Annotated in this window: 20 protein-coding genes and 1 pseudogene; 7 read left to right on the plus strand and 14 right to left on the minus strand. The window is 59.8% G+C overall.

Features of this window, described 5'->3' with window-relative positions:
* The first annotated feature begins 3 nt into the window (after positions 1–3).
* Both treS and glgB read left to right on the plus strand, forming a co-directional pair.
* Positions 4–3,333, plus strand: coding sequence for a maltose alpha-D-glucosyltransferase (treS, locus tag ACX0MV_RS07705; protein ID WP_458981913.1), 3,330 nt, complete (start codon positions 4–6; stop codon positions 3,331–3,333).
* Entirely contained in the window at positions 3,326–5,533 is a 2,208-nt protein-coding gene (gene glgB / locus ACX0MV_RS07710; protein ID WP_458981914.1) for a 1,4-alpha-glucan branching protein GlgB, read from the plus strand. The genes treS and glgB overlap by 8 nt, the downstream gene beginning before the upstream one ends.
* 6 nt (positions 5,534–5,539) lie before the next feature.
* On the opposite strand, the gene ACX0MV_RS07715 is transcribed toward glgB, so the two are convergent.
* The 12 genes and pseudogenes from ACX0MV_RS07715 to glgA form a co-directional block, all read right to left on the minus strand.
* Positions 5,540–6,559, minus strand: coding sequence for a lysylphosphatidylglycerol synthase domain-containing protein (locus ACX0MV_RS07715; protein WP_458981915.1), 1,020 nt, complete (start codon positions 6,557–6,559; stop codon positions 5,540–5,542).
* Positions 6,556–7,803, minus strand: a complete 1,248-nt coding sequence (gene clsB, locus ACX0MV_RS07720) for a cardiolipin synthase ClsB (RefSeq protein WP_458981916.1) — start codon at positions 7,801–7,803, stop codon at positions 6,556–6,558. The genes ACX0MV_RS07715 and clsB overlap by 4 nt, the downstream gene beginning before the upstream one ends.
* Positions 7,800–8,528 carry an endonuclease/exonuclease/phosphatase family protein gene (locus ACX0MV_RS07725; protein ID WP_458982338.1) on the minus strand — a complete coding sequence of 243 codons (729 nt, stop codon included), beginning with the start codon at positions 8,526–8,528 and terminating at the stop codon, positions 7,800–7,802. Before ACX0MV_RS07725 ends, clsB begins: the two co-directional genes overlap by 4 nt.
* An 83-nt stretch (positions 8,529–8,611) precedes the next feature.
* Positions 8,612–9,529 carry a DUF72 domain-containing protein gene (locus ACX0MV_RS07730; RefSeq protein WP_458982339.1) on the minus strand — a complete coding sequence of 306 codons (918 nt, stop codon included), beginning with the start codon at positions 9,527–9,529 and terminating at the stop codon, positions 8,612–8,614.
* A 192-nt stretch (positions 9,530–9,721) separates the two neighbouring features.
* A complete protein-coding gene (locus ACX0MV_RS07735; protein WP_458981917.1) occupies positions 9,722–10,135 on the minus strand; it encodes a CBS domain-containing protein in 414 nt (137 codons plus the stop codon).
* A gap of 192 nt (positions 10,136–10,327) precedes the next feature.
* Complete coding sequence (locus ACX0MV_RS07740; RefSeq protein ID WP_458981918.1) at positions 10,328–11,080, minus strand: PIG-L deacetylase family protein; 753 nt, start codon at positions 11,078–11,080, stop codon at positions 10,328–10,330.
* A gap of 61 nt (positions 11,081–11,141) precedes the next feature.
* A pseudogene (glgX, locus tag ACX0MV_RS07745) lies at positions 11,142–13,299 on the minus strand (glycogen debranching protein GlgX).
* 38 nt (positions 13,300–13,337) lie between these two features.
* Positions 13,338–13,637: a DUF2934 domain-containing protein gene (locus ACX0MV_RS07750; RefSeq protein ID WP_458981919.1), complete on the minus strand. Its 300-nt coding sequence runs from the start codon at positions 13,635–13,637 to the stop codon at positions 13,338–13,340.
* Positions 13,634–16,441 (minus strand): malto-oligosyltrehalose synthase, encoded by a 2,808-nt coding sequence (locus ACX0MV_RS07755; RefSeq protein WP_458981920.1) that lies wholly within the window; start codon positions 16,439–16,441, stop codon positions 13,634–13,636. The genes ACX0MV_RS07750 and ACX0MV_RS07755 overlap by 4 nt, the downstream gene beginning before the upstream one ends.
* Entirely contained in the window at positions 16,434–18,506 is a 2,073-nt protein-coding gene (gene malQ / locus ACX0MV_RS07760) for a 4-alpha-glucanotransferase (protein WP_458981921.1), read from the minus strand. The genes ACX0MV_RS07755 and malQ overlap by 8 nt, the downstream gene beginning before the upstream one ends.
* Entirely contained in the window at positions 18,499–20,262 is a 1,764-nt protein-coding gene (treZ, locus tag ACX0MV_RS07765) for a malto-oligosyltrehalose trehalohydrolase (RefSeq protein WP_458981922.1), read from the minus strand. The genes malQ and treZ overlap by 8 nt, the downstream gene beginning before the upstream one ends.
* Positions 20,262–21,818, minus strand: coding sequence for a glycogen synthase GlgA (gene glgA, locus ACX0MV_RS07770; protein WP_458981923.1), 1,557 nt, complete (start codon positions 21,816–21,818; stop codon positions 20,262–20,264). The genes treZ and glgA overlap by 1 nt, the downstream gene beginning before the upstream one ends.
* 260 nt (positions 21,819–22,078) lie before the next feature.
* On the opposite strand from glgA, the gene ACX0MV_RS07775 reads away from it, so the two are divergent.
* Positions 22,079–22,564, plus strand: coding sequence for a CinA family protein (locus tag ACX0MV_RS07775; RefSeq protein WP_458981924.1), 486 nt, complete (start codon positions 22,079–22,081; stop codon positions 22,562–22,564).
* Between the two features lie 94 nt (positions 22,565–22,658).
* Here the strand turns inward: ACX0MV_RS07775 and ACX0MV_RS07780 are convergent, their stop codons facing one another.
* The gene (locus ACX0MV_RS07780; RefSeq protein ID WP_458981925.1) at positions 22,659–23,108 is read right to left on the minus strand and encodes a hypothetical protein; all 450 of its coding nucleotides are present in this window, start codon (positions 23,106–23,108) and stop codon (positions 22,659–22,661) included.
* A 632-nt stretch (positions 23,109–23,740) separates the two neighbouring features.
* Between ACX0MV_RS07780 and ACX0MV_RS07785 the strand changes: the two genes are divergently transcribed.
* Positions 23,741–23,965, plus strand: a complete 225-nt coding sequence (locus tag ACX0MV_RS07785) for a DUF2188 domain-containing protein (RefSeq protein WP_458981926.1) — start codon at positions 23,741–23,743, stop codon at positions 23,963–23,965.
* Between the two features lie 71 nt (positions 23,966–24,036).
* Here ACX0MV_RS07785 and ACX0MV_RS07790 read toward each other — a convergent pair whose 3' ends face one another.
* On the minus strand, positions 24,037–24,555 hold the full coding sequence (locus tag ACX0MV_RS07790; protein WP_458981927.1) for a DUF4142 domain-containing protein: 519 nt from the start codon (positions 24,553–24,555) through the stop codon (positions 24,037–24,039).
* A 378-nt stretch (positions 24,556–24,933) separates the two neighbouring features.
* On the opposite strand from ACX0MV_RS07790, the gene ACX0MV_RS07795 reads away from it, so the two are divergent.
* From ACX0MV_RS07795 to ACX0MV_RS07805, 3 genes are read left to right on the plus strand one after another with little or no spacing between them, the layout of a single operon-like run.
* The gene (locus ACX0MV_RS07795) at positions 24,934–25,608 is read left to right on the plus strand and encodes a hypothetical protein (protein WP_458981928.1); all 675 of its coding nucleotides are present in this window, start codon (positions 24,934–24,936) and stop codon (positions 25,606–25,608) included.
* Entirely contained in the window at positions 25,605–26,030 is a 426-nt protein-coding gene (locus ACX0MV_RS07800; protein WP_458981929.1) for a phage holin family protein, read from the plus strand. The genes ACX0MV_RS07795 and ACX0MV_RS07800 overlap by 4 nt, the downstream gene beginning before the upstream one ends.
* Before the next feature lie 2 nt (positions 26,031–26,032).
* On the plus strand, positions 26,033–26,749 hold the full coding sequence (locus ACX0MV_RS07805) for a GreA/GreB family elongation factor (RefSeq protein WP_458981930.1): 717 nt from the start codon (positions 26,033–26,035) through the stop codon (positions 26,747–26,749).
* The last annotated feature ends 87 nt before the right edge of the window (positions 26,750–26,836 follow it).

Below are 26,836 nucleotides of genomic sequence, written 5' to 3' on the forward strand. Positions count from 1 at the left end.
CCGATGGCGAAGAAAAACAGACCCGCGGCGTTCCTCAACGACCCGTACTGGTACAAGGACGCAGTGATCTACCAGGTCCATGTGAAGTCCTACTTCGATTCGAACAACGATGGAATCGGCGACTTCGCCGGCCTGATCGACAAGCTCGACTACATCGCCGACCTGGGCGTGAACACCATCTGGCTGTTGCCGTTCTATCCCTCTCCACGGCGCGACGATGGCTACGACATTGCCGAATACCGCGACGTGCACAGCGACTACGGCGGCATGGCCGATGCCAAGCGTTTCATCAGCGAGGCGCACCGCCGCGGCCTGCGGGTGATCACCGAGCTGGTCATCAACCACACCTCGGACCAGCACCCCTGGTTCCAGCGTGCGCGGGAGGCCAAGAAAGGCTCGAAGGCGCGGGATTTCTACGTCTGGTCGGACACCGATCAGAAGTACCAGGACACCCGGATCATCTTTCTCGACACCGAGAAATCCAACTGGACCTGGGACCCGGTTGCCGGGCAGTACTTCTGGCACCGCTTCTATTCCCACCAGCCGGACCTGAATTTCGACAACCCGCAGGTGCTCAAGGAAGTGCTCAGCGTGATGCGTTTCTGGCTCGACCTGGGCGTCGATGGCCTGCGCCTGGACGCCATTCCGTACCTCATTGAGCGCGATGGCACCAATAACGAGAACCTGCCGGAAACCCACACGGTCCTGAAAAAGATCCGTGCGGAACTCGATGCCAAATACCCGGACCGCATGCTGCTGGCGGAAGCCAATCAGTGGCCGGAAGACACCCAGATGTACTTCGGTGGCACCGAAGGCGGCGAGGGCGACGAATGCCACATGGCCTTTCACTTCCCGCTGATGCCGCGGATGTACATGGCCATCGCCCAAGAAGATCGCTTTCCGATCACCGACATCCTGCGCCAGACCCCGGCGATTCCTGACAACTGCCAGTGGGCGATCTTCCTGCGCAACCATGATGAGCTGACCCTGGAAATGGTCACGGATCAGGAGCGCGACTACCTGTGGAATTACTACGCGTCTGACCGCCGCGCGCGGATAAATCTGGGCATCCGCCGGCGCCTGGCGCCGCTGGTCGAACGCGACCGTCGGCGCATCGAGCTGCTCAATAGCCTGCTGTTGTCCATGCCGGGTACGCCGACCCTGTATTACGGCGACGAAATCGGCATGGGCGACAACATCTTCCTCGGCGACCGCGACGGCGTGCGCACGCCGATGCAGTGGTCGATCGACCGCAACGGCGGCTTCTCCCGCGCCGACCCAGCCAGCCTGGTGCTGCCGCCGATCATGGATCCGCTCTATGGCTTCCAGACCATCAACGTCGAGTCTCAGGCCCGTGATCCGCACTCGCTGCTGAACTGGACGCGGCGCATGCTTTCCATCCGCAAGCAGCAGAAAGCGTTCGGCCGCGGCACGTTGAAGATGCTGTCACCGGCCAACCGGCGCATCCTGGCGTACCTGCGTGAATACCACGACGGCGATCGTCACGAGGTGATCCTCTGCGTCGTCAACCTGTCCCGAGCGGCCCAGGCGGCCGAGCTGGACCTGTCCAGCTACCAGGGCCAGGTGCCGGTGGAGATGGTCGGCGGCAGCTCGTTTCCGCCCATCGGCGAGTTGACCTACCTGCTGACGCTGCCGCCTTACGGCTTCTACTGGTTCGTGCTGGCCGATGAGAAGCAGATGCCGCATTGGCATGTGCAGACCGCCGTGCCGATGCCGGAAATGCCGACGTTGGTGATCAAGCGCGATCTGCAGGAAGTGCTGCAAGGGCGTGCCCGGCAGACCCTTGAGCACGAATCGCTGCCGGCCTATCTGCCCAAGCGGCGCTGGTTCTCCAGCCAGGAAAAACCGGTTAGCGACCTGCGTCTGCTGTACGCCATTCCGTTCGGCGAGCCGAGCGACCTGTGTGTGCTCAGCGAAGTGCAGGTAACATGTGACGAAGGCGTGGATAACTTCCAGTTACCGCTGGCGTACGTCTCGGCAGATGCCCATGGCGGGAGCCCGTTGCCGCAGCAACTGGCACTGGCTCGCCTGCGCCGCGGGCGCCAGGTCGGCCTGGTGACCGATGCAATCGTGTTACCTGAGTTCAGCCGCCAGGTGCTACGTAACTTGCGCCAGCAGACCGTACTGGAATGGGAAGGCAACGAAATCCAGTTCATCGCCACCTCGCGACTTGCCACCCTGGAGGAGCTGGACGAGGAAATCGTGCCGATGTCGGCCGAGCAGTCCAACAGCTCAGTGCTGATCGGCGACCGCATGGTGCTCAAACTGTTGCGTCGGGTCATGCCTGGCGTGCATCCGGAGACCGAAATCGGCGGTTATCTGACCGAGAAAGGCTTCGCCAATATTGCGCCGCTGCTGGGCGAAGTACGCCGTGTCGACCCGCAGGGTCAGCCTCACACCCTGATGATTCTGCAGGGCTTCCTGGATAACCAGGGCGACGCCTGGCAGTGGACCCAGGACACCCTGGAACGGGCGATTCGCGACGAACTGGTCGGCGGTCTGTCCAATGCGGAAAACCAGTACCAGGCACTGGCCGAACTGCAAAGTTTCGCCAGCATTCTCGGCCGTCGGGTGGCGGAAATGCATGTGACCCTGGCGCAACCTTCGGACAATCCGGACTTCGGCGCCGTACCCAGCGACGAGGGCGACGGCAAGGAATGGCAGGGCGACATCATTGGGCAGGTTGACGAGATGCTCGATGCATTGGAGGCCGCACGCGGCCATATGTCGGCGAAACAGGGTGAGCCTGCCGAGTGGCTAATCGAGCACGGCGACAAGCTGCGCAAGCTGGTGAAAAAGCTGGCCAAGCGTGCCGGCGGTGGCTTGCGCATCCGGGTGCACGGCGACTTGCACCTCGGCCAGGTGCTGGTCTCCCAGGGCGATGCTTACCTGATCGATTTTGAGGGCGAACCCACCCGCAGCCTGGACGACCGGCGCAAGCGCCACAGTCCGTTCAAGGACGTGGCCGGCATGCTGCGCTCGTTCGACTACGCGGCCGCCATGGCGATGCGCAACGCGCAAAGCACCGACGTATCCAGCGAGGCGGAGCAGGCGCGGCAGACTATTGCCACCAGCTACCTTGAGCAATCGCGCGCGGCGTTCCTCGAGGCCTATCGCCTAGCTGCCGCACAGTTGCCGCATGCCTGGCATGAGCGCGACGGTGAACAGGCCGCGTTGGCGCTGTTCACCATCGAGAAAACTGCCTACGAAATTCTTTATGAAACCCGCTATCGCCCGGAATGGCTGGATGTACCAGTGCAGGGAATGGTGGCGTTGATCAACCAGTTAACAGGGGATTCCAACCATGACTAAGGATGCAATCGACCGCTTGCCGGTCGAAACCAGCCGAGCCGATATCGAGGCACTGGTGCGCGCAACGCATGCAGATCCCTTTGCCATTCTGGGGCCGCACAAAACCGAAGATGGGGTGAACATCAGGGCGTACCTGCCCAATGCCCTGACCGTCGAATTGCTCGACGCCAGCACCGGCGAATCGCTCGGCATGCTCGACCAGAGCGCGGCGCCAGGGCTGTTCAGCATCCGCCTGAGCGAGCCGCGCAGCTACCGCTACCGCATCAACTGGGGCAACAGCACCCAGGAAACCGAGGACCCGTACGCGTTCGGCCAGTTGCTCGGCGAAATGGATCTGTACCTGTTTGCCGAAGGCAATCACCGCGACCTCGGCAATCGCTTTGGCGCGCAACTGGCGACCCACGAAGGCGTGGAGGGCGTGCGCTTCGCGGTATGGGCGCCGAATGCGCGGCGGGTGTCGGTGGTGGGCAATTTCAATAACTGGGATGGCCGCCGGCACATGATGCGTCAGCGCCACCCGAGCGGTGTGTGGGAATTGTTCGTGCCGCGGCTGCAAGCCGGCGAAGTCTACAAATACGAGATTCTCGGCCACAGCGGCGTGTTGCCGCTGAAAGCTGACCCGATTGCGCTGGCCACCGAACTGCCTCCGGCAACCGGCTCGGTGGTGTCGCGGCCGCTCGATTTCGAATGGCATGACGATGCCTGGATGAGCCAGCGCGCCGCGCGTCAGGCCCATTCGCAACCCTTGTCGATCTACGAGCTGCACCCCGGTTCGTGGCGCCGTGAAGGCGGGCCGGAAGGGCGGGTGCTGAGCTGGCAGGAATTGACCGAGCAGCTGATCCCCTACGTGCTGGAAATGGGCTTCAGCCACATTGAGCTGATGCCGATCATGGAGCATCCGTTTGGCGGCTCGTGGGGCTATCAGCCGTTGTCACAGTTCGCGCCGACCTCGCGTTACGGTAGCCCCCATGACTTCGCCAAGTTCGTCGATGCCTGCCACTGTGCTGGTGTGGGCGTGATTCTCGACTGGGTGCCCGCGCATTTCCCGACAGACAGCCATGGCCTCGGCCGCTTCGACGGCACGGCCCTGTACGAGTACGAACATCCGTTCGAAGGCTTCCACCAGGATTGGGAAACTTACATTTACAACCTCGGCCGTACCGAGGTGCACGGTTTCATGCTGGCGTCGGCGCTGCATTGGCTGAAAACCTATCACATCGACGGCCTGCGGGTGGATGCGGTGGCCTCGATGCTCTACCGAGACTATTCACGCAAGCATGGCGAGTGGATTCCCAACCGCCACGGCGGTCGTGAGAACCTGGAAACCATCGACTTCCTTCGTCACCTCAACGATGTGGTGATCAGCGACGCGCCTGGCGCGCTGGTCATCGCCGAAGAGTCCACCGACTGGCCGGGGGTCAGCCGCTCCACCAACGAAGGCGGCCTGGGGTTTGCCTACAAGTGGAACATGGGCTGGATGCACGACACCCTCAAGTACGTCAGCGAGGACCCGATCAACCGCGGCCATCACCATCACCAGATGACGTTCGGCTTGATCTACGCGTTCTCCGAGAACTTCATCCTGCCGATCTCCCACGACGAAGTGGTGCACGGCAAACGCTCGCTGCTCGACAAGATGCCGGGCGACCGCTGGCAGAAGTTCGCCAACCTGCGACTGTATCTGAGCTTCATGTGGAGCCATCCAGGCAAGAAGCTGCTGTTCATGGGTTGCGAGTTTGGGCAGTGGCGCGAGTGGAACCATGACACCGAATTGGACTGGTACCTGCTGCGTTATGGCGAGCACCAGGGACTGCAGAACCTGCTCAAGGACTTGAACTACCTGTACCGCAACGAGCCGGCGCTGCACCAGTTGGACAACAAGGAAGGTGGCTTCGAATGGCTGATCGGTGATGACAAAGCCAACAGCGTGTATGCCTGGCTACGCAGCGGTGAGGACGGCCAGCCGTTGCTGGTCGTGCATAATTTCACCCCTGTGCCTCGCGAGGGTTATCGCATCGGCGTACCCTTGCAAGGCAACTGGTCAGTCGCTCTGAACAGCGATTCGGAGCACTACGCCGGCAGCAACTATGGCAGTTGCAGCGACCTGGTGGCTGGCGAGGAAGTCAGCCATGGCCAGCCTTATTCGCTGGCCCTGAATCTGCCGCCGCTGGGTACCTTGATTCTGCGGCCGGATCGTTGAGTTAAATCACGCAACACTGGTTGATTGTTCGGGGCCTTGATTGGCCCCGCTTTCATTGCGCAGCTTTTTCGCGCGCTTCTCCAATACCAGGTACACCACGCAGGCAATCGCCAGCGGCAGCAGAAAATAGATTGCCCGGTAGCCGATCAGCGCGGCCAGCAAATCGCTTTTCGACATCTGGTGCTGCAGCAGGGCGATAAACACCGCTTCCAGGACGCCCAGCCCAGCCGGGATATGGGTAACCACGCCAGCGATGCTGCTGATCAGCAATACACCCAGCACTGCCGGATAGAAGGCTTCATCCGGCAGCAGGGTGTGGATCAGCAATGCCATCAGCGACCAGTTCAGCGCGCCCAATCCCGCCTGGATCAGCGCCAGACGCACGGACGGCAGCGTCAACGTCTGATTACGGATGTGCCAGATACGCCGCTTGGAAAAGGCGCAGGCCAGCAGGTAACCGCCTGCTACCAGCAGCAGGACGAAGCCGATTATCTGCAGACTGGTGGCACCGATCGACCAGCTTTCCGGCAGATCAAGCAGGCGTGAGGAAAACACCACACCGGCCAGCAACATATAGCCCAGCCAGTTGGTGATCATGCTGAAGGTAAACACTTTGGTGATGGTCGGCACATCCAGCCCGAGGCGCGAGTACAGGCGATAGCGCAAGGCGATGCCACCGACCCAGGCGCTTAGATTCAGGTTGAAGGCATAACAGACAAACACTACCGGCACTATCTGCGTGGCAGGGAGTTTGTGCTTGGTGTAATAACGGCCCAGAACATCGAAACAGGAATAGGCCGCATAACTGGCGGCACAGATCCCTACCGCCAGTAACAGAGTGCTGGCCTCATAGGATTGCAGTGCTTTCTTCACATCCTGCCAGTCGAGGTTTTTTACCAGCATGAACAGCAACGCCGGCACCATGATGAAAAAGAACAGGGTGAGGATGCGCTTGGCCCACTTCCATTTCGGATTGACCGGTTTCTTATCGCCCGGTTGTGCGTGTTGCGCGGTCGATTCATTCACAGCGACTTCTCCTGTTCGAAGTGCACGTCTTGCTCGTCTTGCACGGGCGATACGTCGGTCACCGGCAGCAAAGGCTTGAGCTTTGGCGAATGCGCGGGGAACCAACCGGCAATCGCAGGGAAATGCCGAAGGAAATGGAAACTGACGAAGATCAGCGGCATCCGCCACCAGTAGCCACGCTTGGCGCGTTGCAGGGAAATCTGTTTGCAGGTGCGCTGTGCCAGCGATTGCAAATGCTCATACAGCTGATGATTGAACGTCGCATCGCGGATGATCAGGTTGGCTTCGAGGTTGAGCGACAGGCTCAGCGGATCGAGGTTGCTCGAGCCTACGGTCGCCCACTCGTGATCGACCAGCGCGACCTTGCCGTGCAAGGGTCGCTCGCAGTACTCATGAATCTGCACGCCATCGCGAATCAGGTAGCTGTAGAGCAGCCGCGAGCACATGCGTACCAGCGGCATATCGGGTTGCCCCTGCAGGATCAGGGTGACATGCACACCCCGCCGCGCTGCGTTGCGTAGCTCGCGCAGCAGGCGGTAGCCGGGGAAGAAGTAGGCGTTGGCCAGCAACAGGCGGAAGCTCGCCGAACGCACCGCGCGCAGGTAATGCTCTTCGATGTCGTTGGGGTGGTCTTCGTTGTCGCGAATCGCCAGCAGCATGCGCGCCTTGCCGGCAAAGCGATTGACGGCGGCATTGAACGCGTGGGGTTCGGCTGTCGAATGGGTGGCGTTACGGTTGTAGGCCAGCAGGCGCAGGCTGGCCTGGTGAATATCGGTTACCACCGGACCGCGCACCTTGACCGCGTAATCCTGCTTGGCCATCGGGCCGAAGTCGGCGAGGTGATCGGCGCAGAAGTTGATGCCGCCGATAAAGGCTTCCTCGCCATCCACTACCACGATCTTGCGGTGCAGGCGGCGGAACAGATTGGTGCGCATGCCCATCAGCTTCGGCCGCGGATCGAACGCATGGATGTTGACGCCGGCGTTGGTCAGCTCGGCAATAAAGGTCGAGGTCAGATCAGCGGTACCGTAGCCGTCGACCATCACCTCGACCTTGACGCCGCGGCTAGCAACTTCGACCAGTACCTCTTTCAGCTCCTTGCCGACCTTGTCTTCGTAGATGATGAAAGTTTCCAGCAGCACTTCATGCTTGGCCGCGCGCATGCTGGCAAACACGCTGGGAAAGAATTCCTCGCCGTTGATCAGCAGTTCGACGTCGTTGCCGTCTTTCCAGTTGTAACTCATATACGTACCTCAACCGCGAGCGGAGCATGATCGGATAAGTGGGACCACGGCCGGCGATTGAGCACCTGGGGGCCATGGGTAGTGGCGTTGCGCACGTAGATGCGATCCAGCGGCAGCAGGGGCCAGCGCGCCGGAAAGCTTTTCGCGGGCGCGCCGAAGGCATCGATAAAAGCCTCGTGCATGCCGAACTCGGCGAGCAGGCCATGGGCGCGTTGACGCCAGTCGTTGAAATCCCCTGCGATGATCACCGGGGCGTCGGCGGGCAAGCTGTCGAGTAGATCGCCAAGCAGTTTCAGCTGCTCCTGACGATGGTTTTCGCGCAGGCCCAGGTGCACGCAGATGGCATGCACTTCGCGATGGCCACTGACATTCAGCACTGAATGCAGCAGGCCGCGTTCCTCGTGGTCGCCCACCGAAATATCCAGGTTCTGGTGGCTACGAATCGGGAATTTGGAAAGCAGGGCGTTGCCATGGTCGCCATCCGGGTACACCGCATTGCGCCCGTAGGAGAATTCCGGCCATATGCTGTCAGCCAAAAACTCGTACTGGGGGATGCTCGGCCAATCGCTGTAGCGCTTGGCGTGGCGATCATGGGTGCCGTGCACTTCCTGGAGAAAGACGATGTCCGCGGCCGAGGCACGCACCGCTTCGCGCAACTCCGGCAGGATGAAACGCCGGTTGAAGAAGGTGAAGCCCTTGTGGGTGTTGAGCGTGAGCACGCGCAGCGAATGGACGGTCGGCGCGTTCTCGACACGGGGCTTGCCGGCTGTTTCGTTGCCAGCAATCTCACCATTTGAAACAAGGTGGCTCACAACACTGCTCCTTGCAGAATTCCAGGGGTGGCTTCCAGCGCATCGGCCAGGTCGAACTTCTCCAGCAGCGAGCGTGCGTCGAAGGGTGCACGCACTTTGGTGTCGTTATCGAAATAGCAGTAGACGTCGCGCTGCTGGTGGCGGTAATCGCGGGCGGGATCAATCAGCTTGGCATCCTCGGGTTGTCTGCCGTCGCGCCAGGCGTCGATACGCGCGTGCCAGTAGTTGATCGCCCGCGTCGAGTAACCGCTTTCGTAAAGCACCTCGTCGCCGTGCAGGCGGATGTAGACGAAATCGGCGGTGAGGTCTTCCTGCTGCGGCCACTTACCGGCGGTGTCCGCCACCACCAGGGCGACCTGGTGTTTATCGAGCAGCGCAACGAACGCAGGGTCGATGAAGCTTTCGTTGCGAATCTCCACCGCGTGGCGCAGTGGACGGTTGGCTGAGCGCGGCAACGCATCGGCCTGTTGCATCTGCTCGTCGGCAGCCTTGGCACATGCCTTGGCCTGTTTCGTGTCTTTCGGCAGCAGCGCAAGAAATTCACCGAACAACGCCTCGTCGAACTTAAAGCTGGGCGGAAACTGCCAAAGGATCGGGCCGAGTTTTTCCTTCAGTTGCAGCACCCCGGAGGCGAAGAAATTGCCGATCGGCTTTTTCACGTCGCGCAACCGACGGATGTGGGTGATGTAGCGGGGCGCCTTCACCGAGAAGATGAAGTCGTCGGGCGTATCGGCATACCAGTCGGCATAGCGCTGCGGCGTCTGCAGGGCATAGAACGAGCCGTTTATTTCGATGCTGTTGACCGCACGCGAGGCGAAATGCAGCTCTTTGCGCTGTACCAGCCCCTCGGGGTAGAAATCCCCGCGCCAGGGTGCGTAACGCCAGCCGGAAATACCGATGCGGATATCGCTCATGGTCGGCTTGACCTGATTGAGCACGACCAAGCCACTGCCCGCGAATGCGCCACCAACAGCGCCGAGACGGCGTGCCGAGGCAGCGTTTGGTGTGGACGGCTAGGCGAGTGCTGAAAGTGCAGGGCTGGCATGGGGCGGTACCTCGTCCAGTGAGTGACGCGGCGACAGGGCAGCCCGTCGCCGGTCGATCCGTCAGTGCGCCTTGGCGACGCCGTGCAGCAGCGTGGCGCTGGCCTGGGTCTGGTTGCAGCCGGCGATATTGCCCAGGGACACGATGCCGACCAGGCGCTTTTCGCGGTCGAGAACCGGCATGCGGCGCAGTTGATTGCTGGCCATGTTGCTGGCGACCGCTTCGATGTCATCGTCCTCGAAGCAGTAGCGCACGCCACTGCTCATGACCTCGGCGACCCGGGTATCGCCGCCAAGCCCGACGGCGACCGCGCGGGTGGTGATGTCGCGGTCGGTGATCATGCCGACCAGGCGATCCTGATCGTTTACCAGCAGGGCGCCACTGTCGATGCGCACCATCAGTGCGGCGGCTTCATGAATGCTCTGCTCCGGCGTCACGGTCTGTACGCCTCGGGTCATGACTTCGCTGATTTTCATGATGTCCTCCTCGGTCGATTGCAATAAATGCTTCATGGCAATGAGGTTTTCGACTAGAGGGGGCGAGGGCGGTTCAGATTTTTTAGGCTATGTGCCTCATAGGGTGCGCCGAGCGCACCAGCGGCTGAGGCCCTTGTGCGCATGGCGCACCCTACCGATTAGGCCTTGGCCAGATCGGCGCGCTGAGGCGTTTTATAGAAAGACGATCTCGAAAGGCTGTTGCAGGCGCTCCAGAATCGGCGGAGTCAGATTGGCCTGGCCAGAGGCTTCGTCGGGGTACAGCTGGCTGGCGAATGCCTGGATGGCGTGGCGCTTGCGGGCTTGCACCCGGGGGGCCAGGTGTACCTTGCGGGCACGGTGCCAAGGAATGCGCGAGTCTTCCGGGTCTGCCCAGTGCCAGGCACAGATCGGTACCTCATGAAACAGCGCGCCGATTTCCCTGCAGGCCTGCAACGTGGCGCGACCCACGGCCTCATGGTCGCTATGACCATCTTCACGCCAGGAGCTGAACACGACATCCGACGGCAACAGGTAGTTGAGCAGAAAGCGCTTGAGTTCATCCTCGTAGTCGGCGAGGGCGCTGTCCGGAAAACCGCCATGAATCCATTTCATCGCGGTTTGCGGCAAGCCCAGACGGTTCAGGGCATCGGCACTTTCCTGCGGGCGCACGATTCCCAGGCGCTGCGCCGTCCAGCGCGATGAGCCCTGATGGCTGTTGCTGCCATTGGTGACCGAGATGAGCAACAGTGGCCGGCGATCCTCGCAGAGCAGTTGCAGCAGCCCGCCGCAACCGAGCACTTCATCATCCGGATGAGGAGCGACGATCACCGCGCGGCGCGGGTAAGGCACCAGGATATCGCTGCTGATCGACGGCACCTGGGCAAGCCGCCATGAACCTTTCCAGGCACGTAGCGGAGTGCCGCTGCCCTTGAGTTCCACCTGCATGCAACTCGCTCCTTTGTGGTTGCTCCATCACGCCGCGCGCCGGCCTGCCAGCGCGTGGGCGCTACTCCTGAGACTCGCGCTGCAACTCAAGCAACAGCAACGAACGGCCAGTGACGGCGAACTCGCTGTCGAACGGAAAGAATTCCGACTCATGCTGATCCGGCTGGTTGGTGTCGAGCAGGCACCTCCAGCCCTTACCCTGGGCAACTTCCGGCAGGCGAAAATTGACCATGTCGTGGTGCGAGTTGACGATCATCAACAGGGTCGCATCGGCGCCACTGCGGCGAATACCGGTCGGCTGCGCGCGACCGTCCAGCAACATGCCGAGGCAACGGGCACTGGGGTCATGCCACTGCTCTTCACTCATCTCCGCGCCGCACGGCGAAAGCCAGGTGACATCCTTGACGCCGAGCTCCTCGTTGTACGCACCGACGAAGAAACGTCCGCGACGGAGGATCGGGTAGCTCATGCGCAGTTTGATCAGGCGTGTGACGAATTTGAAAAGCGCCTTGCCCTCTTCACCCAGATTCCAGTCGATCCAGCCAATCTCGCTGTCCTGACAATAGGCGTTGTTATTGCCGTGCTGGGTACGCGCAAACTCGTCGCCCGCTACCAGCATCGGCGTGCCTTGGGCGAACAGCAGGGTGGCGAAGAAATTACGCATCTGGCGGAAACGCAGCTCGATGATCTCTGGGTCGTCACTGGGGCCTTCGACGCCGTGATTCCAAGACAGGTTGTTGTTGCTGCCGTCCTGGTTGTTTTCGTCGTTGTCCTCGTTGTGCTTGTCGTTATACGAAACCAGATCGTTGAGGGTGAAGCCGTCATGGGCGGTGATGAAATTCACCGAGGTGAACGGCCGCCGTCCGCGCTGGTTGTACAAATCGCCTGAAGCGGTCAAGCGGCTGGCGAGTTCGGCCAGTTGGCCCTCGTCGCCCTTCCAGAAGCCGCGCACGTTGTCGCGGAACTTGTCGTTCCATTCCGCCCAACCCGGCGGGAAGCCACCGACCTGATAGCCGCCCGGCCCACAATCCCAGGGCTCGGCGATCAATTTGACCTTGCTCAGTACCGGGTCCTGGCGGCAAGCCACCAGGAAGCTATGGCGTTCGTCGTAGCCGTCGTGGTTGCGGGCGAGGATAGTTGCCAGGTCAAAACGGAAGCCGTCCACGCCCATTTCCGTGGCCCAGTAGCGCAACGAGTCGGTGACCATCTGCAGCACGCACGGGTGACTGAGGTCGAGCGTATTGCCAGTGCCGGAATCGTTGATGTAGAAGCGCTTGTCGTCGGGCATCAAGCGGTAGTAGCTGGCGTTGTCGATGCCGCGCATGGACAGCGTAGGGCCCAGTTCATTGCCTTCTGCGGTGTGGTTGTAGACCACATCCAGAATCAGCTCCAGGCCGGCCTCATGAAGGTGCGCGGCCATCTCCTTGAACTCGTTGATATGGCCGCTGGCCAGGTAGCGCGGATGCGGCGCGAAGAAGCCAATGCTGTTATAGCCCCAGTAGTTGTTCATGCCTTTTTCCAGCAGGTGCTGGTCGTTGACGAAGGCATGCACGGGGAGCAACTCGATGGATGATACGCCGAGCTTGCGGATGTGCTTGATCACGTCCGCGTTCATCAGCCCGGCGAAGGTGCCGCGACGGTCCTCCGGGACCGAGGGATGACGCATGGTCAGCCCGCGCAGGTGGGCTTCGTAAAAGACAGTTTTATCCCATGGCACACGCACCGACTGGTGGGAGCCCCAGGTATAGGCGGGGTCGATCACCTTGCATTTGGGTACGAAGGGCGCGCTGTCGCGCTCATCAAAACTGAGGTCGCCATCGGGGTGGCCGATGGTGTAGCCGAACAGCGATTCGGACCACTTCAGCGCGCCGACCAGCTGCTTGGCATACGGATCAATCAACAGCTTGTTGTGGTTGAAGCGGTGCCCGGCTGTTGGCTCGTACGGACCATACACCCGGTAGCCATAGACCTGGCCCGGGTGAGCGTCGGGCAGATAACCATGCCAGATCTCGTCGGTGTATTCGGGCAGTTCGATCCGCTCGAGCTCGACTTCACCTTTGCTGTCGAACAGGCACAGCTCCACCTTGGTGGCATGGGCGGAGAACAGCGCGAAGTTGACCCCCAAGCCATCCCAGGTGGCGCCCAGGGGAAACGGATAGCCTTCGCTGACGCGTGAGCGCTGCTGGATTTCGGGATCTTTTTTCGCGGTGCTCATACAGATTTCCTTCGATGATAGGTTGCCAGCGAAGCGCCACGCTTATGCCTTGGGCGTCTTCGCTGGTTTCGCCGCGGGTGCCTTGGCGGATGTCTTGGGCTTTTTCAACAGGGCAGGCTTTTCCTCGGCGCTCTTGCTGGCAGCACCGGGCGCCGCGCTGGTGACTTCCTTGGGTTTACTGACCTTGCGCGCACGCGGCGCGGGTTGCCGTTCGCCCTGGGCTTCGGCCTGGGCCAGCTTCTTGGCCATCTCCCAGTGCTTGGCTTCCTGACCTGTGGGGCGACCTTCGGATTCCCAGATCTGATAGGCGAATTCACGTACACGTTTTTCATCAATGCTCATGGCAGCGGCTCCAGGCTGTGTGTGGCGAGATAGACGAGGTTGACGGGGAAGTCCGCCAACACCTCGCTGACGACGAGGTGTCCCAGATCGGGACGAATATGGGTGGTCGAGAAGTAACCCTTAAGACGACCATCCTTGATTTTTGGCAGTTCGATTCGAGTGTCTGCCCAGCGCTCTGGCGGCACATGGGGCGTGGGGTAATTGTCCAGCAGCGGTGCTGCCAGCCGTGGTACGACCACAATCAGGTAGGCGCCGTCGTAATGCCGTGCGAATGCCAGCAGCCGATCAGCATGCTCGCCGGTGACACTCAAGGGTTGATAGTCGCCCAGGCGAAACAGTGCCGAATGCGCATCGCGGGCAGCCAGGGTCTTGCTGATCAGGTGTTGCTTGATCCGTCCATCGCTCCATTGGCGAACCAGTTCGCCGTGCTCGTGAACGCCAGCAAGCGCCGTACTGCGCGCAGCAAAATCCACCGGCCGGCGGTTATCCGGGTCAACCAGGCTGAAGTCCCAAAATTCAGCGCCCTGATAAAGGTCCGGAACGCCCGGCGTGGTCATGCGCAGCAGCGTCTGTGCCAGGCTGTTGAGCGCACCGGCAGGGGCGATGGCGGCTGCGGCGGCGGCAATGTCGTCGCGTAGCTCGCGGGTTTCAGGCGAGGTCAGCAACTGCTCGAGAAAATGCCTGCACGCCGCCTCGTAGGCGCCGTTCGGCGTGCTCCAGCTGCTGCGCAGCTTGGCTTCTCGCAAGGCTTTTTCCTGCCACTGCGCCAGACGCGCGCAGTATTCGGCCAGACCTTCAGCTTCGTCCGCCGTCAGTTCCGTCGGCCAGCTTCCGAGCAGGGTCTGATACAGCATCAGCTCATCGGCGGGCGAGGGTGCGATGCCGTCTTCCAGTTCTTCGCGCAAGGGGGCCGCAAGGCCGCGCCAGGTTGCGATCCGTTGGCTGAACCAGGCCGCGCGCTCGCTCACCACTGCCAGTCGTGCGCGCACGTCTTCGCCACGCTTGTGATCATGGGTGGCAGTCGCCAGCAGGTTGTCGGGAAAGCGCTTGCCGCGTTCGATGCACTGTTGATGGAACGCCTGAGTGGGCGCGCTGAAGTACTGTGGATCGAAGCCCACGTCGGCGCGCGACAGCAGCACGGCCGAACGGTAGCAGGCGGTATCTTCCACTGCCTTGGCGGCTGCAGGCGAGGTCAGCTGTTGAAAGCGTGCAAGGATGCGCTGACGCAAACGACGCTCCTGGCCCGGCGGCAGGCTATGCAACGGTGACCCACCCAGCCAGTTGTCGAGGTGCTGGAGGAGTGGCCAGTCAGCTTCAGGCAACGTTGTGCGTGCGCCTTCCAGGGCTTGTTCGAAGTAGACCTGGTCCTGCGCCGAACGCTCGTTGGCACCGGCATAGGTGCGGTACACCGGGAAATGCACGATGAGTTCGAGCAGCGCCCGACGTATCGCGCCCAGGGTCAGGTCGCGGGTAGCAATGTCGTCGCGGGCTACCAGCAGCAGTCCTTGGGCGACGCTTTCCAGGTCCCCGGCAAGTGAGCTGGTCAGCACCAGTTGTCGCGCTTCGCGCACCTCGTCGAGAAAATTCTCGGAACGGCCGGTGAGGGTGCTCCACAGCGAGCACAGCTGCAGTTCACCGAGCGGGTCGTGCTGCAACAGCGACACCTGGTTCATGAATTCGTAACCGGTGGTGCCGTCCACGCCCCAGTCATCGCTCAGCTGTTCGCCGTGGCCAAGGATCTTCTCTACGAAAATCGGGAAATGGTCGCCACGCTGGGCCTCGGGGCGCTTGGCCAGCAGCCCATTGACGCGTCTGCGCAGTTTGCGGCAATAACCGCGTGGATTGGCCAGACCGTCGACATGATCAATACGCAGGCCGTCGATCAGGCCGTTCTCGACCAGCTCGAAGATTTTCGCGTGGGTCGCCTCGAACACTTCCGGCCGCTCGACTTGCAGGCCGCCCAACTCATTGATGTCGAAGAAGCGCCGCCAGTTGATGTCATCGGCGGCGGTACGCCAGCTCGCCAGACGAAAATGCTGACGTTCGAGCAACTGGTGCAAACGCTGCATGCCTTCTTCGCTGACCGGTTTATACAGCGCCATGCTCAGGTGAATGGCATCAGCGACCTCTGCGGTTTGGCCAAGCTCGGCGAGCTCATGGCGCAACTGCTGGGCGCTTTGCCAGGCATTGGTGTCGTCTTCCAGCGCATTGAAGCGCTCGGCCAATGCCTGAAGCTGCGGGTGTCCGCTGTGCTCCAGCAGCTCGGCGTAGGTGGGCGGTGAAAGCGGAAAGCGATGGTCGTAGTGACGGGTATAGAAGCCGCCCGTTTCGGCCTCGTAATGCAGCTCGATTTCACCGGCTGCCAGCACTTCGCCGTAGTCACTGCGCAGGAAGGGAATCAGCAACTGGCCCTTGAGCAGGGGGTCGTGGGACTTCCAATGAATATCGAAAAAACTTGCGTAGGGGCTACGCAAGCCCCATTCGAGCAGATCCAGCCACCAGGGGTTGGCGTCGCCGCCAACTGCCATGTGGTTGGACACGATATCCAGAATCAATCCCATGCGCCGCTTGCGCAGGGCACTTACCAGCCGTTGCAGGGCTGCCTCGCCGCCAAGTTCGGGGTTTATACGGGTCGGGTCGACCACGTCGTAGCCGTGCATGGAGCCGGACCGAGCCTTGAGCAGGGGCGACGCATAAATGTGGGTAATGCCCAACCGGTGGAAATAGTCCACCAGCGGGACCGCGTCATCGAGGGTGAAACCTCGATGAAATTGCAGACGAATCGTCGCGCGCAGCTCAGTCATTGTTGCGTTCCTCGGCGCGTCGGCGGGTCTGTTCCATACGTTGCAGGCGCTGATCGGCCTGTGGGGCATCAAGCATCTGGGCTGCCGGCAGTACCCAGCGGCGCCGCCAGTTCGGGTGTTGGTCGCCTGGGCCAGGCAGGTTGGGTTGTTCCTCCTCGCTGAGTGCATCCTCGACCGGCAGTAACACCAGGGGTGCCGACGTGCTGGCGATATAGCCGACGCAGGCATCGAGCTGTTGCTCCAGGTCATTGCCGCTTTCGTCCAGTTGCCCGTGGGTCTGCAGGGCTTTCTTCAAATCAGCTTTGTCATGCTGACGCTGCTGACGGTCACCGTTGCTGTTTTCATCGGAGCGATGACCAACCGCCTGACGCCATTCGATATCGCGGCCAGATAGCCAGCCGCGCATCGTCGGTAAATCGTGGGTGGTAGTGGTCGCCAGGGCATCCCGTGGCCACGCGGCGGGCGGAGTGAAGCCATGGCCCGACTGCTCGAACTGCAGCACGCGCATGCCGAGGATGCGCCGCTGTGCCAGTTCCTCACGCAGGCCGTCAGGTACGGTGCCGAGGTCCTCGCCGATGATCAGTGCGCGGGCGCGCGATGCTTCCAGCGCCAGCAGCCGCAGCAGCTCGGTGACCGGGTAGTTTAGGTAGGCGCCTGCGCCTGAGTCGTTGTCGCGTGGAATGATCCACAGTCGACGCAGGCCCATGATGTGGTCGATCCGCAAACCGCCGGCATGGGCCAGGTTGGCCTGCAGCATCTCGATGAACGCACGGTAGCCGTGGCGCTTGAGACCACTCGGGGAAAACGCCGAGAGGCCCCAGTTCTGCCCGGAGCGATTGAGGATGTCAGGCGGTGCACCCACCGTGACCGAATGCAGAAACTCGTCCTGGCGCGCCCAGGTCTGGCTGCCTGCACCGTCGGCGCCCACCGCGAGGTCGGCGATCAGGCCGATCTTCATTCCGGCTTCTCGCGCCGCGTGCTGGGTGCGGCCCAAACAACGAGCCGCCAGCCATTGGCAGAAGGCGTGGAAGTCCACTTCGCGCTGATGCCTCTCGGCAAACTGCACGACTGCCTCGCTGGCAGGGTCGCGATAGGCCTGCGGCCAATTGCGCCAGTCACCTGACATGCTTTCGCCAAGCAGATGGCCATGCAACGCCTCGAAGCGGCAGTGCTGCAACAGTGCGTCGCCACCCTGGGCGCGAAACTGCTGGAAATCCTCTTGCAGGCGCGGACTGGCTGCGGAAAAGCCGCCATATAGCGCGCGCAATATTTTCAGCCGCGCCGTAGCCACGCCCGACCAGTCGATCAGGCTGAGCGACTCCAGACGAGCGAGCTCGTCACGCAAGCCGCAGGCACCGATGGCCGCAGCGACTGCTTCGTCCCCGAGGACGCTGGCCGGTGCGGCGTGCAAGGCATTGAAGAACAACCGGCTCGAGGGTGAGTACGGGCTGTAGTTTTCGGTGCCTGCGCCGAACATCGCGTGAGTCGGGCTGATACCCAGGGCATCGGCGCCTTTGCGAGCGGCGCTGCGTGCCAGCTGTTCAAGGGCCAGGGTGTCGCCCAGGCCGCCGTCGTTTTCACGGCGCAGCGAGTAAAGCTGCGCAGTCAGCCCCCAGATGTGTTTGCGCCCGGTGAGTTGTTCGACGCTGGGGCATGCGGCAGGTGCCACTGCCAGGGTCAGGTGCTGGTTGCCGATCAACAACTGCTGGTAACCGCAACAGTGGAACGCTGGCAAGCGTCCGGCATGGTCTAGACGGCCATCGATACGCTCGCCGTTTTCGCAGGTCAGCAAGAACGGGGAGTTGGCCTGAAAGTACTCGGCCAGTGACAGGGTATGCCCCTCATCGACGGTAATCAGCGGGGGCAGGGCAGCGTTGCGCTCCTGATCCTGCAGGTGGGCAAGGCTGTCGGCGATTTGCTGCGGGCTTTGTACCGCATAGCCGAGCGCCTCGAGCAAGGCGCCTTGGGCATGGGCATCGACCTGTTGCTGACGCCCATCGGCATCCACCCACTCGATACTCAGGCCTGCAGCCTGGGCCAGCTTGGCCAGTGCGCCATCACTCATGGCTGGCCTCCAGGCTGACGGCCACGCTGTGCGCAGCCAAGGTTCCTTGCCGGTAGTCGTCATTGATGCGATGAGCATGGATAGGCTCGGCGGCACAGACTGTCTGCAGCCTGACCGGGCTGTCGCTCAGGTTCAGATCGATGCGCAGCACGCTGCCATCGCCCATTTCCCAGCGCGCTGTCACCGCGCCTTGACCGAGCACCACCGCGCCCAGCGCCCGTGTACCGAGCAGGCGCGGCATGATGTATTCGCGACGCAAGGCAAGCAGCTCGCGGTACAGCGTGCGCCAGTTACGCTGCTCCGGCGCGCTGTCGGGCGTGTAGGTCGTGACCGAATCGGTAAAGGTGCTCAAGGCGTTCGGGTCAGGAATTTTCTCGCGCTGACCGGCGTCTGCGAAAATCGAGAAATCGGCAAACTCGTTGCGCCGGCCTTCCCGCACGGCATCGGCCAGTTCATCGTGGTGATCGGTGAAAAATAGGAAGGGCTGCCGCGAACCCCATTCATCGCCCATGAACATCAGGGGCACCATCGGGCTCAGCAGCAACAGCGCAGTCGCAGCCTTCAGCGCATCAGGGTCCGCTAGCTGGGTGAGGCGTTCACCGAATGCGCGGTTACCAATCTGGTCATGGTTCTGGAGAAACAGCACGAAGGCGCTCGGCGCCAGCATCGCGCTCGGCTCGCCGCGGGGTTTGCCATGGCGGCTTGCCTGGCCCTGGTAGATGAACCCTTCGCTCAGGCAGCGGGCCAGTTTTTCGGTGGGCTGCTCGGCGAAGTCGGCGTAATAGGCTTCGTGCTCACCGGTGAGCAGCACGTGCAACACGTTGTGGCCGTCGTCGTTCCACTGGGCATCGAAGCCCTGCTGCAGAAGCGTGGCAGCGTTGTCCTCGTTTTCCAAAATCAGGTGCACCTGGCGCAAGCCATCCACGGCAGCACGCACACGCTCTGACAGCTCAATCAGAAAGTCCCGCTCGCTGATCGCGTGAACGGCATCGAAGCGCAGGCCATCGACGCGGTAGTCGAGCACCCACATCAGTGCGTTTTCGCAGAAGAAATCCCGCACCTGCGGCTGGCGAAAATCGATCGCCGCACCCCAGGGAGTCTGCAGGTCGTCACGGAAGAATTCGCGGGCGTATTGGCCTAGGTAATTACCGTCGGGACCGAAGTGGTTGTAGACGACGTCGACGAATACCATCAGGCCCAAGGCATGGGCCTTGTCGATCAGGCTGCGCAGCTGGTCCGGGGTGCCGTAAGAGGACGAGGCGGCGAATGGCAGGACGCCGTCGTAACCCCAGTTGCGCGTACCGGGAAACTCCGCCAGCGGCATCAACTCCACGGCCGTGACGCCCAGCTCCACCAGCGTCGGCAGATAGGCTTCGACCTCGCTGAAACCGCCAAGCAAACCGACATGCAGCTCGTAGATCACGGTTTCATGCCATGGCCGGCCGTGCCAGTTAGGCGTCTGCCACTCGTACGCGCGGGCGTCCACCACCAGGCTCGGGCCGTGCACGTCCTCTGCCTGCTCACGGGAGGCTGGGTCGGGCACCAGCGTGTCCTGATCGATCTGGAACTGGTACTGAGTGCCCGCTCCGCAATTAACCGTAGTGCTGTACCAACCCGCCGGATACGCGCGCATCTCCAGGGTTCGACCACCCTCAAGCACTACAGCGACCTTTTTTGCGCTAGGCGCCCACAAAGAGAATCGGGTTATTGCGTCGTCTTCCAACTGCGCGCCATGTCTGAATTCGACAGGCTTCATCAGGAAGCCCTCGCGACTCTGGCGCCGAACTGATGCTGCCTGAGGTGCTCGTTCACCAGGCGCTTGTACAGCTCATCGTAAGGGCGAACAGCCTGATGCCAGTAAAGCGGGGTGGCCATTGCCTGGCAGCGCATGGCGTTGAACAGGGCAGGGTGCTGATACACCTGGAACGCACGCTGAATCGCTTCGAGGTAACTCGCCGCGTTGGATTCGTTGAACAAGAAGCCGCTTACGCCGTCCTCGATGGTGTCCGCCAGCCCGCCGGTGCGCCGCGCGATAGGCAGTGAGCCGAAGCGCTGGGCGTACATCTGGCTGAGACCGCACGGCTCGAAGCGCGAGGGCATAAGCAGGAAATCGCTGCCAGCAAACATCCGCCGCGCATCGGTTTCGTTGAAGCCCACGTGGACGCCGATGCGACCCGGATGGCGCTGGGCGAGTTCGCTCATCGCCGTTTCCAGCTCTGGCTCGCCACGACCGATTACAGCTAACCGCCCCCCCAGGGCAACAATTTGCTCGGCCACCTCAATGGTCAGGTCAATACCTTTTTGCTGCACCAGACGGGAGACCACCGCAAACAGCGGGCCTGCGTCAGCCTGTAGACCGAACGTCTGCTCGACATACGCTGCATTGGCGCGCTTGCCCTGCCAGTCTTGGGCGGTGAAGCCTTCGATCAGGTGCGGGTCCGACAGCGGCTCCCAGCTTTCGTCGATGCCGTTGGTAATACCGCTCAGCTGGCCCAGGTCTTCCTTGTACTTAAGCAGGCCTTCCAGCCCACAGCCGAAGTCGTAAGTCGTGATTTCGCGGGCATAGGTTTCGCTGACGGTGGTGATATGGCTTGCATAGGAAATCCCGGCCTTCATGAAGGACAGCTTGCCGTAGAACTCCATGTTCTCGTAGACATCGCTCAAGGCTGCGCTTGGCAAACCAAGCTCGGGCAGGCATTCCAGGTTGCACAGGCCTTGATACGCCAGGTTGTGCACGGTGAACACGCTCGGCGCCGATACGCCGCGCCAAGCCATGTAGGCCGGAACCAGACCGGCCGGCCAATCATTGGCGTGAACCAGCTCGGGGCACCACTGCATATCGGCATTGCCGGCTGCGATTTCAGCAGCCGCAAGGCCAAGGCGGGCGAAACGAATATGGTTGTCCGGCCAGTCGCGATTGTTGCAGTCGGTGTAAGGCGAACCCTCACGCTCGAACAGCTCGGGGCAGATGATGACGTAAACGATAAGGCCGTCTTTCAGGTCCATACGACCGATGCGACACGCCGGTAGGGCAGCGTGCCCAGCAATCCGGCCGATGATGCGAATGGGGTTGCCACTGTCGAGCACCTGGCGATACCCCGGAATCAGCACGCGGATATCGTGGAAAGCAGCGAGCGCGCGGGGCAGGGCTGCGGACACATCGCCTAGACCGCCCACCTTGACCAAGTCGGCGAACTCGGACGTCACAAAAAGTATCTTGCGTTTTTCCCCATTGATGTTTTCAACGAGTTGCGGCCTGGCCGAAAGAAAGTCCACGTTTTCGAGCTGAGCAGTTGCTCCCAAATTCCCCATAGCATCCTCCGGTAAAACATGGTCTACGGCAGAGCCAATTGCCTCGCCACACATGATGTGCAAGTCCCTAAGCGACTCAGTGGTTATGTGAGCTGGCGGCTGATCCGCCGTCGACCTCCCCACACTTAATCCAGACCGGGGCTGGAAAAGGAAAGTTTCACCTTTTTTCCTAGCGGTAGCGGGCTAGAAATACCCTGAACTTTTGCCTGTTCAGCTATTTCAAAAATCCGTCACATAGCGCTGGCTAGAGGGCTTCATCCATGCAGAGCATCGAGCAGGTCGTTAACTTCCTGGATAAGTACAACTTGGTGCTGACAACGGCCGAATCAGCCACCGCCGGATTGATCGCTTCGTCGGTCGCGGACATACCTGGCTGCGCATCCGTTCTTCAAGGTGGCTTCGTGGTTTATTCGGTGGAAGCGAAGCAGAGACACTTGGGCGTCAAGCTGGAAACCATCGATACCTATGGTTTGACCAGTGAGGAAGTAGCCAGGGAAATGGCTGAAGGCGCCTTGGCGAAAGGAACTGCCAATATTGCGCTGGCCAACACTGGGATGGCGGCGTCGGATGACGAACTGGATGGCGTGATGTGTTTTGCCTGTGCGATGAACCTGAACGGCCATTCCGGAGTGGTGAGCGAAACCGTCAAATTCGAGGGCGACCGCAACGAAGTGCGCGTCGCCGCCGCCAAGCATGCGCTTATGCAACTGCCTTATTATTACGAACGACTGCGCGAAGCCAAGTAACGCGCCCCCTTGTTGCGGTGCGTTGAATGCTTGGCTTGAGCAGGTGCGCTGTTATTTTTGTTCGGAGGTGCGCGAAGGACAGCTAAGAGGGCAGTTAAAAAGACAAGCGCCGTTTGAGCGCTGCATTGCCCGCAGGCTGAGCAATGTTTGCGATGGTTTTCCCTGAAAGATCGCTATGCAGTTGACTGACATCGTCGGTACAGGCAAGTACCAAACGATCAACTCGCGCAACTGTTTCAATTATGGAGTGGTTCGCCTGGCAAACTTCATTGCACTCATGGTCTCCCGGCTGCGCCAGAACAAGTTGCCAGTCCGCGCATGAATTGATATCGCTCACTTCATAGGCAGAAAAGAATAACGAATTATCGGGCGCCGCATGGTTATAGTTCGCTGCAAGGTGCGGCGACTCAATAGGCTGATCGTATTGCTGGTGAACATTTACCGCTGCTATAAACAGAACAAGACCCGCTACCGCATAAAGGTATCGTTCGCTTGCATACCAATAGTGGTTGTAAATAGCTGCTTTTCTCTCCGTCATATCCATATCACATTTCCTAACAGTTAGTTGCTAGTCAATGCCTCACCGATAGAAATCGGTCATCCGTCGCTATAGGGCACTTAGTCCGCCACAACCAGTCTTTCCAGACAGTACAGCACGGTAAGAATTAGCGAGTTCGCTTGCAGGCGCATCCTCAATATTAGTGAATCCTGTACATCGCCACCCCAAATCCATCGCGCGCAGCGTAAGGATCAAGCCGGAGCAGGTAGGGTTGAATGCTAAGCTAGCTAAGCGCCCTCGACAATGGCGAGGGCCTGAGAATTCCTTCCCTTGTACACTTAATTTGTAGCCCAGTACTCATTCCTTTCATTTGTAAGCAGCCGTTGGTCCAAGAGCGAGCGCAAGTCATATCACGATGATGTCAAACAGCACGTTCCGGACCGTCCAGTTATCGGCTAACCAGTATTCTGTACAGGCGATTATGAAGGTACGGTTACGCGACCTAGTGACTGGTTAGGGAGTCGTCGGCTCGTCTACATGCATATTGTTCTACAAAACCTAAAAAACGGCCTGCTTAAACCCCGGCTTAGCAGTTATTGAGCTAACAATCTCTCTGAACGAACCGAGTCGAATCGGGCTCTCACGTTACAGTGTGACTACATGTACGGGAGAGCAGGGTGAAGAGCTACCATATTAGTCTTACAGGACGGGGTTGGGAGTTACGCAAAGAGGGAGCGACCCGTCCGTCGAAAGTCGCCGGTACGAAAGAGGAAATATTAGAATTAGCGGAACACTTCATGGCTGACAAGATTGCGCCTGTTGAAATATATTCGGCCGACGGGGAGTTGGAATCAGTGAAGGTTTATCTGTCCGACCAAAGTGATTTACGAAAGAGCGGTTGATACTTTTCAACCGTTCGTCCAATAAAAAAACGCCCCGGAAGGGGCGTTTTTTATTAACGATTTTTTGCTTATCAATCCGGATCGGTAGTTGCTGCGGCGAGCGCTTTCGCCTCTTCCAGATGATGGTTCAGCTTCGGCAGCATCTTTTTAGCAAAGGCCGCAATTTCCGCATCCTCCGAATTGCTGGCTTGCTTGAACAGTTCAATAGTCTGCTCGTGGGCCACGACCTGATTATTGGCGTAGGCATCGTCAAAGTTTTCGCCGTCACGCAGCTCCAGGATCATTGCCTTGACCTTGTTCAGCAGTTCCGCTTCGGTCGCCACGTCGAGATTTTTCTGTTTGGCCAACGCTGCCAGCTCGCTGTTAGCTTTAGTGTGATCGTCGATCATAGTCTGTGCGAAGCTTTTCACTTCTGCAGAGGTGCCTTTTTCAAGCGCCAGCTTACCGGTTTCGATTTCGGCTACGCCCTTCGCTGAGGCTTCATCCACGAAGTGCTCCGGCTCGATCATATCCGCGGCAAAAGCGCTGACGCTTGCGGCCAGTACTGAAAATGTAAACATACCTGCGGTCAATAGTTTCGAATGTTTCATATCGATCTCCTTCTCTGTGTAGAGGTACAGGGTAATAGAAGGGACCTGGCTGGCTAAGTTCAAGGAATCGTACTGCTTAGAATATTGGCTAACTATCGGAATCGGTAATTTAATATCGCAATGATATTATTTAAGCATCAAAATAGTGTTGATATGCCAAATAGCGCTTAAAAGCTTTGAAGGTTATTTTGCCTTTTGTCGCAATTTTCTTGATGCGTAAATTTAAGCTGAACCTCGACGGTCGAACGGCTCTCCATTCTATGTACGCCAGGCTTACTGCAGATGCTCTACGCATTGGAGTTGACTGGCTTTAGATGAAGGCTTGAGCACTATGCAACCTTCACAGATTTCAATTCTGACTATATAGGGTGAGCGCATATGGACAATTTAAACAAAGGTTCAAATCAACCCCAGAATTCAAAGGTCAATGAGCACCTCAATAAACTGAAGGAAGAGGCGGTTTCGATCACTGAAGACGTCAAAGCTCAAGGCAAAGCGCAGGTCGAGCACTACGGCGAGCGCGCTGCAGAACAGCTGGATAACCTAGCCCGCGGCGCACGCAGCGCAGTTGCCGAGATTGATAGCGATGATCCGCTAGGCCTGGCGCAGTACGTATCGAGCATGGCGGAGCGGTTGAGCACGGCTGCTGACAACCTGCGTGGCAAAAGCACAGAAGAGTTGCTTCAGCAGGCGGGACGCTTCGCTCGTGAAAATCCAGTGCTGTTCCTGGCCGGTACCGTAGCCATTGGTTATGGCTTGTCGCAGATGCTGCGTTCGGCTCGTACTCACGACACGCCTGAACTGGGTGATTCGACCTATCAGAGTTCCTCCCAAGGCCTGTCTGCCTCGGACTCCCAGGCGCGCTCTGCCGAATACGGTAACGCGAGTGCGGCAGCCAGCAACTCCACCGGCAGCAACGCCACTTCCAGTTCCACTAATGGTTATGGAAAGAACGGCTCGATCGACAGCCAAGTTGACGTTGATCCGTTAGGGGCTGGTTTTGGGAGCAGCTCGCAGCCTATCAGTGATCGGCCAAAAGGACGCCTGGAATGAATACCGATCAAGACAGAACTGCATTTCAGACAACTCCGGAAGCAACTGGCATGGGCGGCTCAGTATTGACGCTTGTGCGTCAGCTTAAAGATGAAGTGTTGGCACTTTTCACCAAGGAACTGGCGCTGGCAAAGAGTGAAATCAGCGAGTCTATCAATAGCACCAAAGCGGGCCTTATCAGTATTGGCTCTGGGGCAATTGTTTTACTCGCTGGATTTATCATTCTGCTGATGTCAGCGGTATATGGATTAAGCCTGTACATGCAAATGTGGCTGGCGGCATTAATCGTAGGCGTCGCTGTGATGCTGGTTGGTTTTGCCATGTTGCAGGCAGGTAAGAAGAAGCTTGAGCCTTCGCATCTTGCGCCTACCAAGACGATGGATGCGTTGCACAAGAACAAAAACCCCCTGCAGAGGACCTGATTATGAACAAGCAGAATGGTATCGAAGCCGAGTCCCATAAAAGCTCCGAGACACTCGAGCGTGAGATTGATCAGAAGCTTTCCAACATCGACGGTATTGTCGATGCACTGGAAGCCAAACTGGATCCATCGCAACTGATCAACAAGGCCGTTTCGTTCGGTAAAGATAACGGTCGCGAGTTTGTTGACAACCTTAGCGCATCAATCAGCGCCAACCCCATTTCCAGCGTGCTCACGGCTGTAGGGTTGCTGGGTCTGATTCTTGGCAGCCGCAACCAGAGTTCGACCTCTGGCTCGTCGCTTTCAAGTGGCGTGGGCAAAGCCAAATCGGTAGCACACGGTGTCAGCGAGAGCCTCAGCCATGCGACTAGCAGTGCTGCTGGCTTGGCCAGCAAGGTCAAGAACATGACTCGTCAGGGCAGTACTGCCATCAAGAGCCGAGCTCATGATCTGTCCGACAGCTTGTCGTCGGTTGCCAACGATGCGCGTCAAGCCAAGCAGCGCATTCGCGAGCAAGCGCATGACCTGCAGGACAACATGACTCGCGTTGTGGTCGAGCGGCCATTGCTGACCGTAGCGGCGGGCGTTGCATTGGGTGCGCTGCTTGGCGCTGCACTGCCGGCGGTAGTCGCAAAGAAAAAGGCAGCGAGCAACCATAATGGTGTCGAACCGACGGTTGTCGTTCCGCCTCAGAGCACGCCGGTCAGCCGCTATAACTGATCGCGGGCAAAGACAAACAGGGCGAACTATTCGCCCTGTTTTTTTATGTTATGCGTAATGAATCAAATGAGGGCAGGGTAGCTGGCG

This window comes from Pseudomonas cistanchae (genome assembly GCF_054483635.1).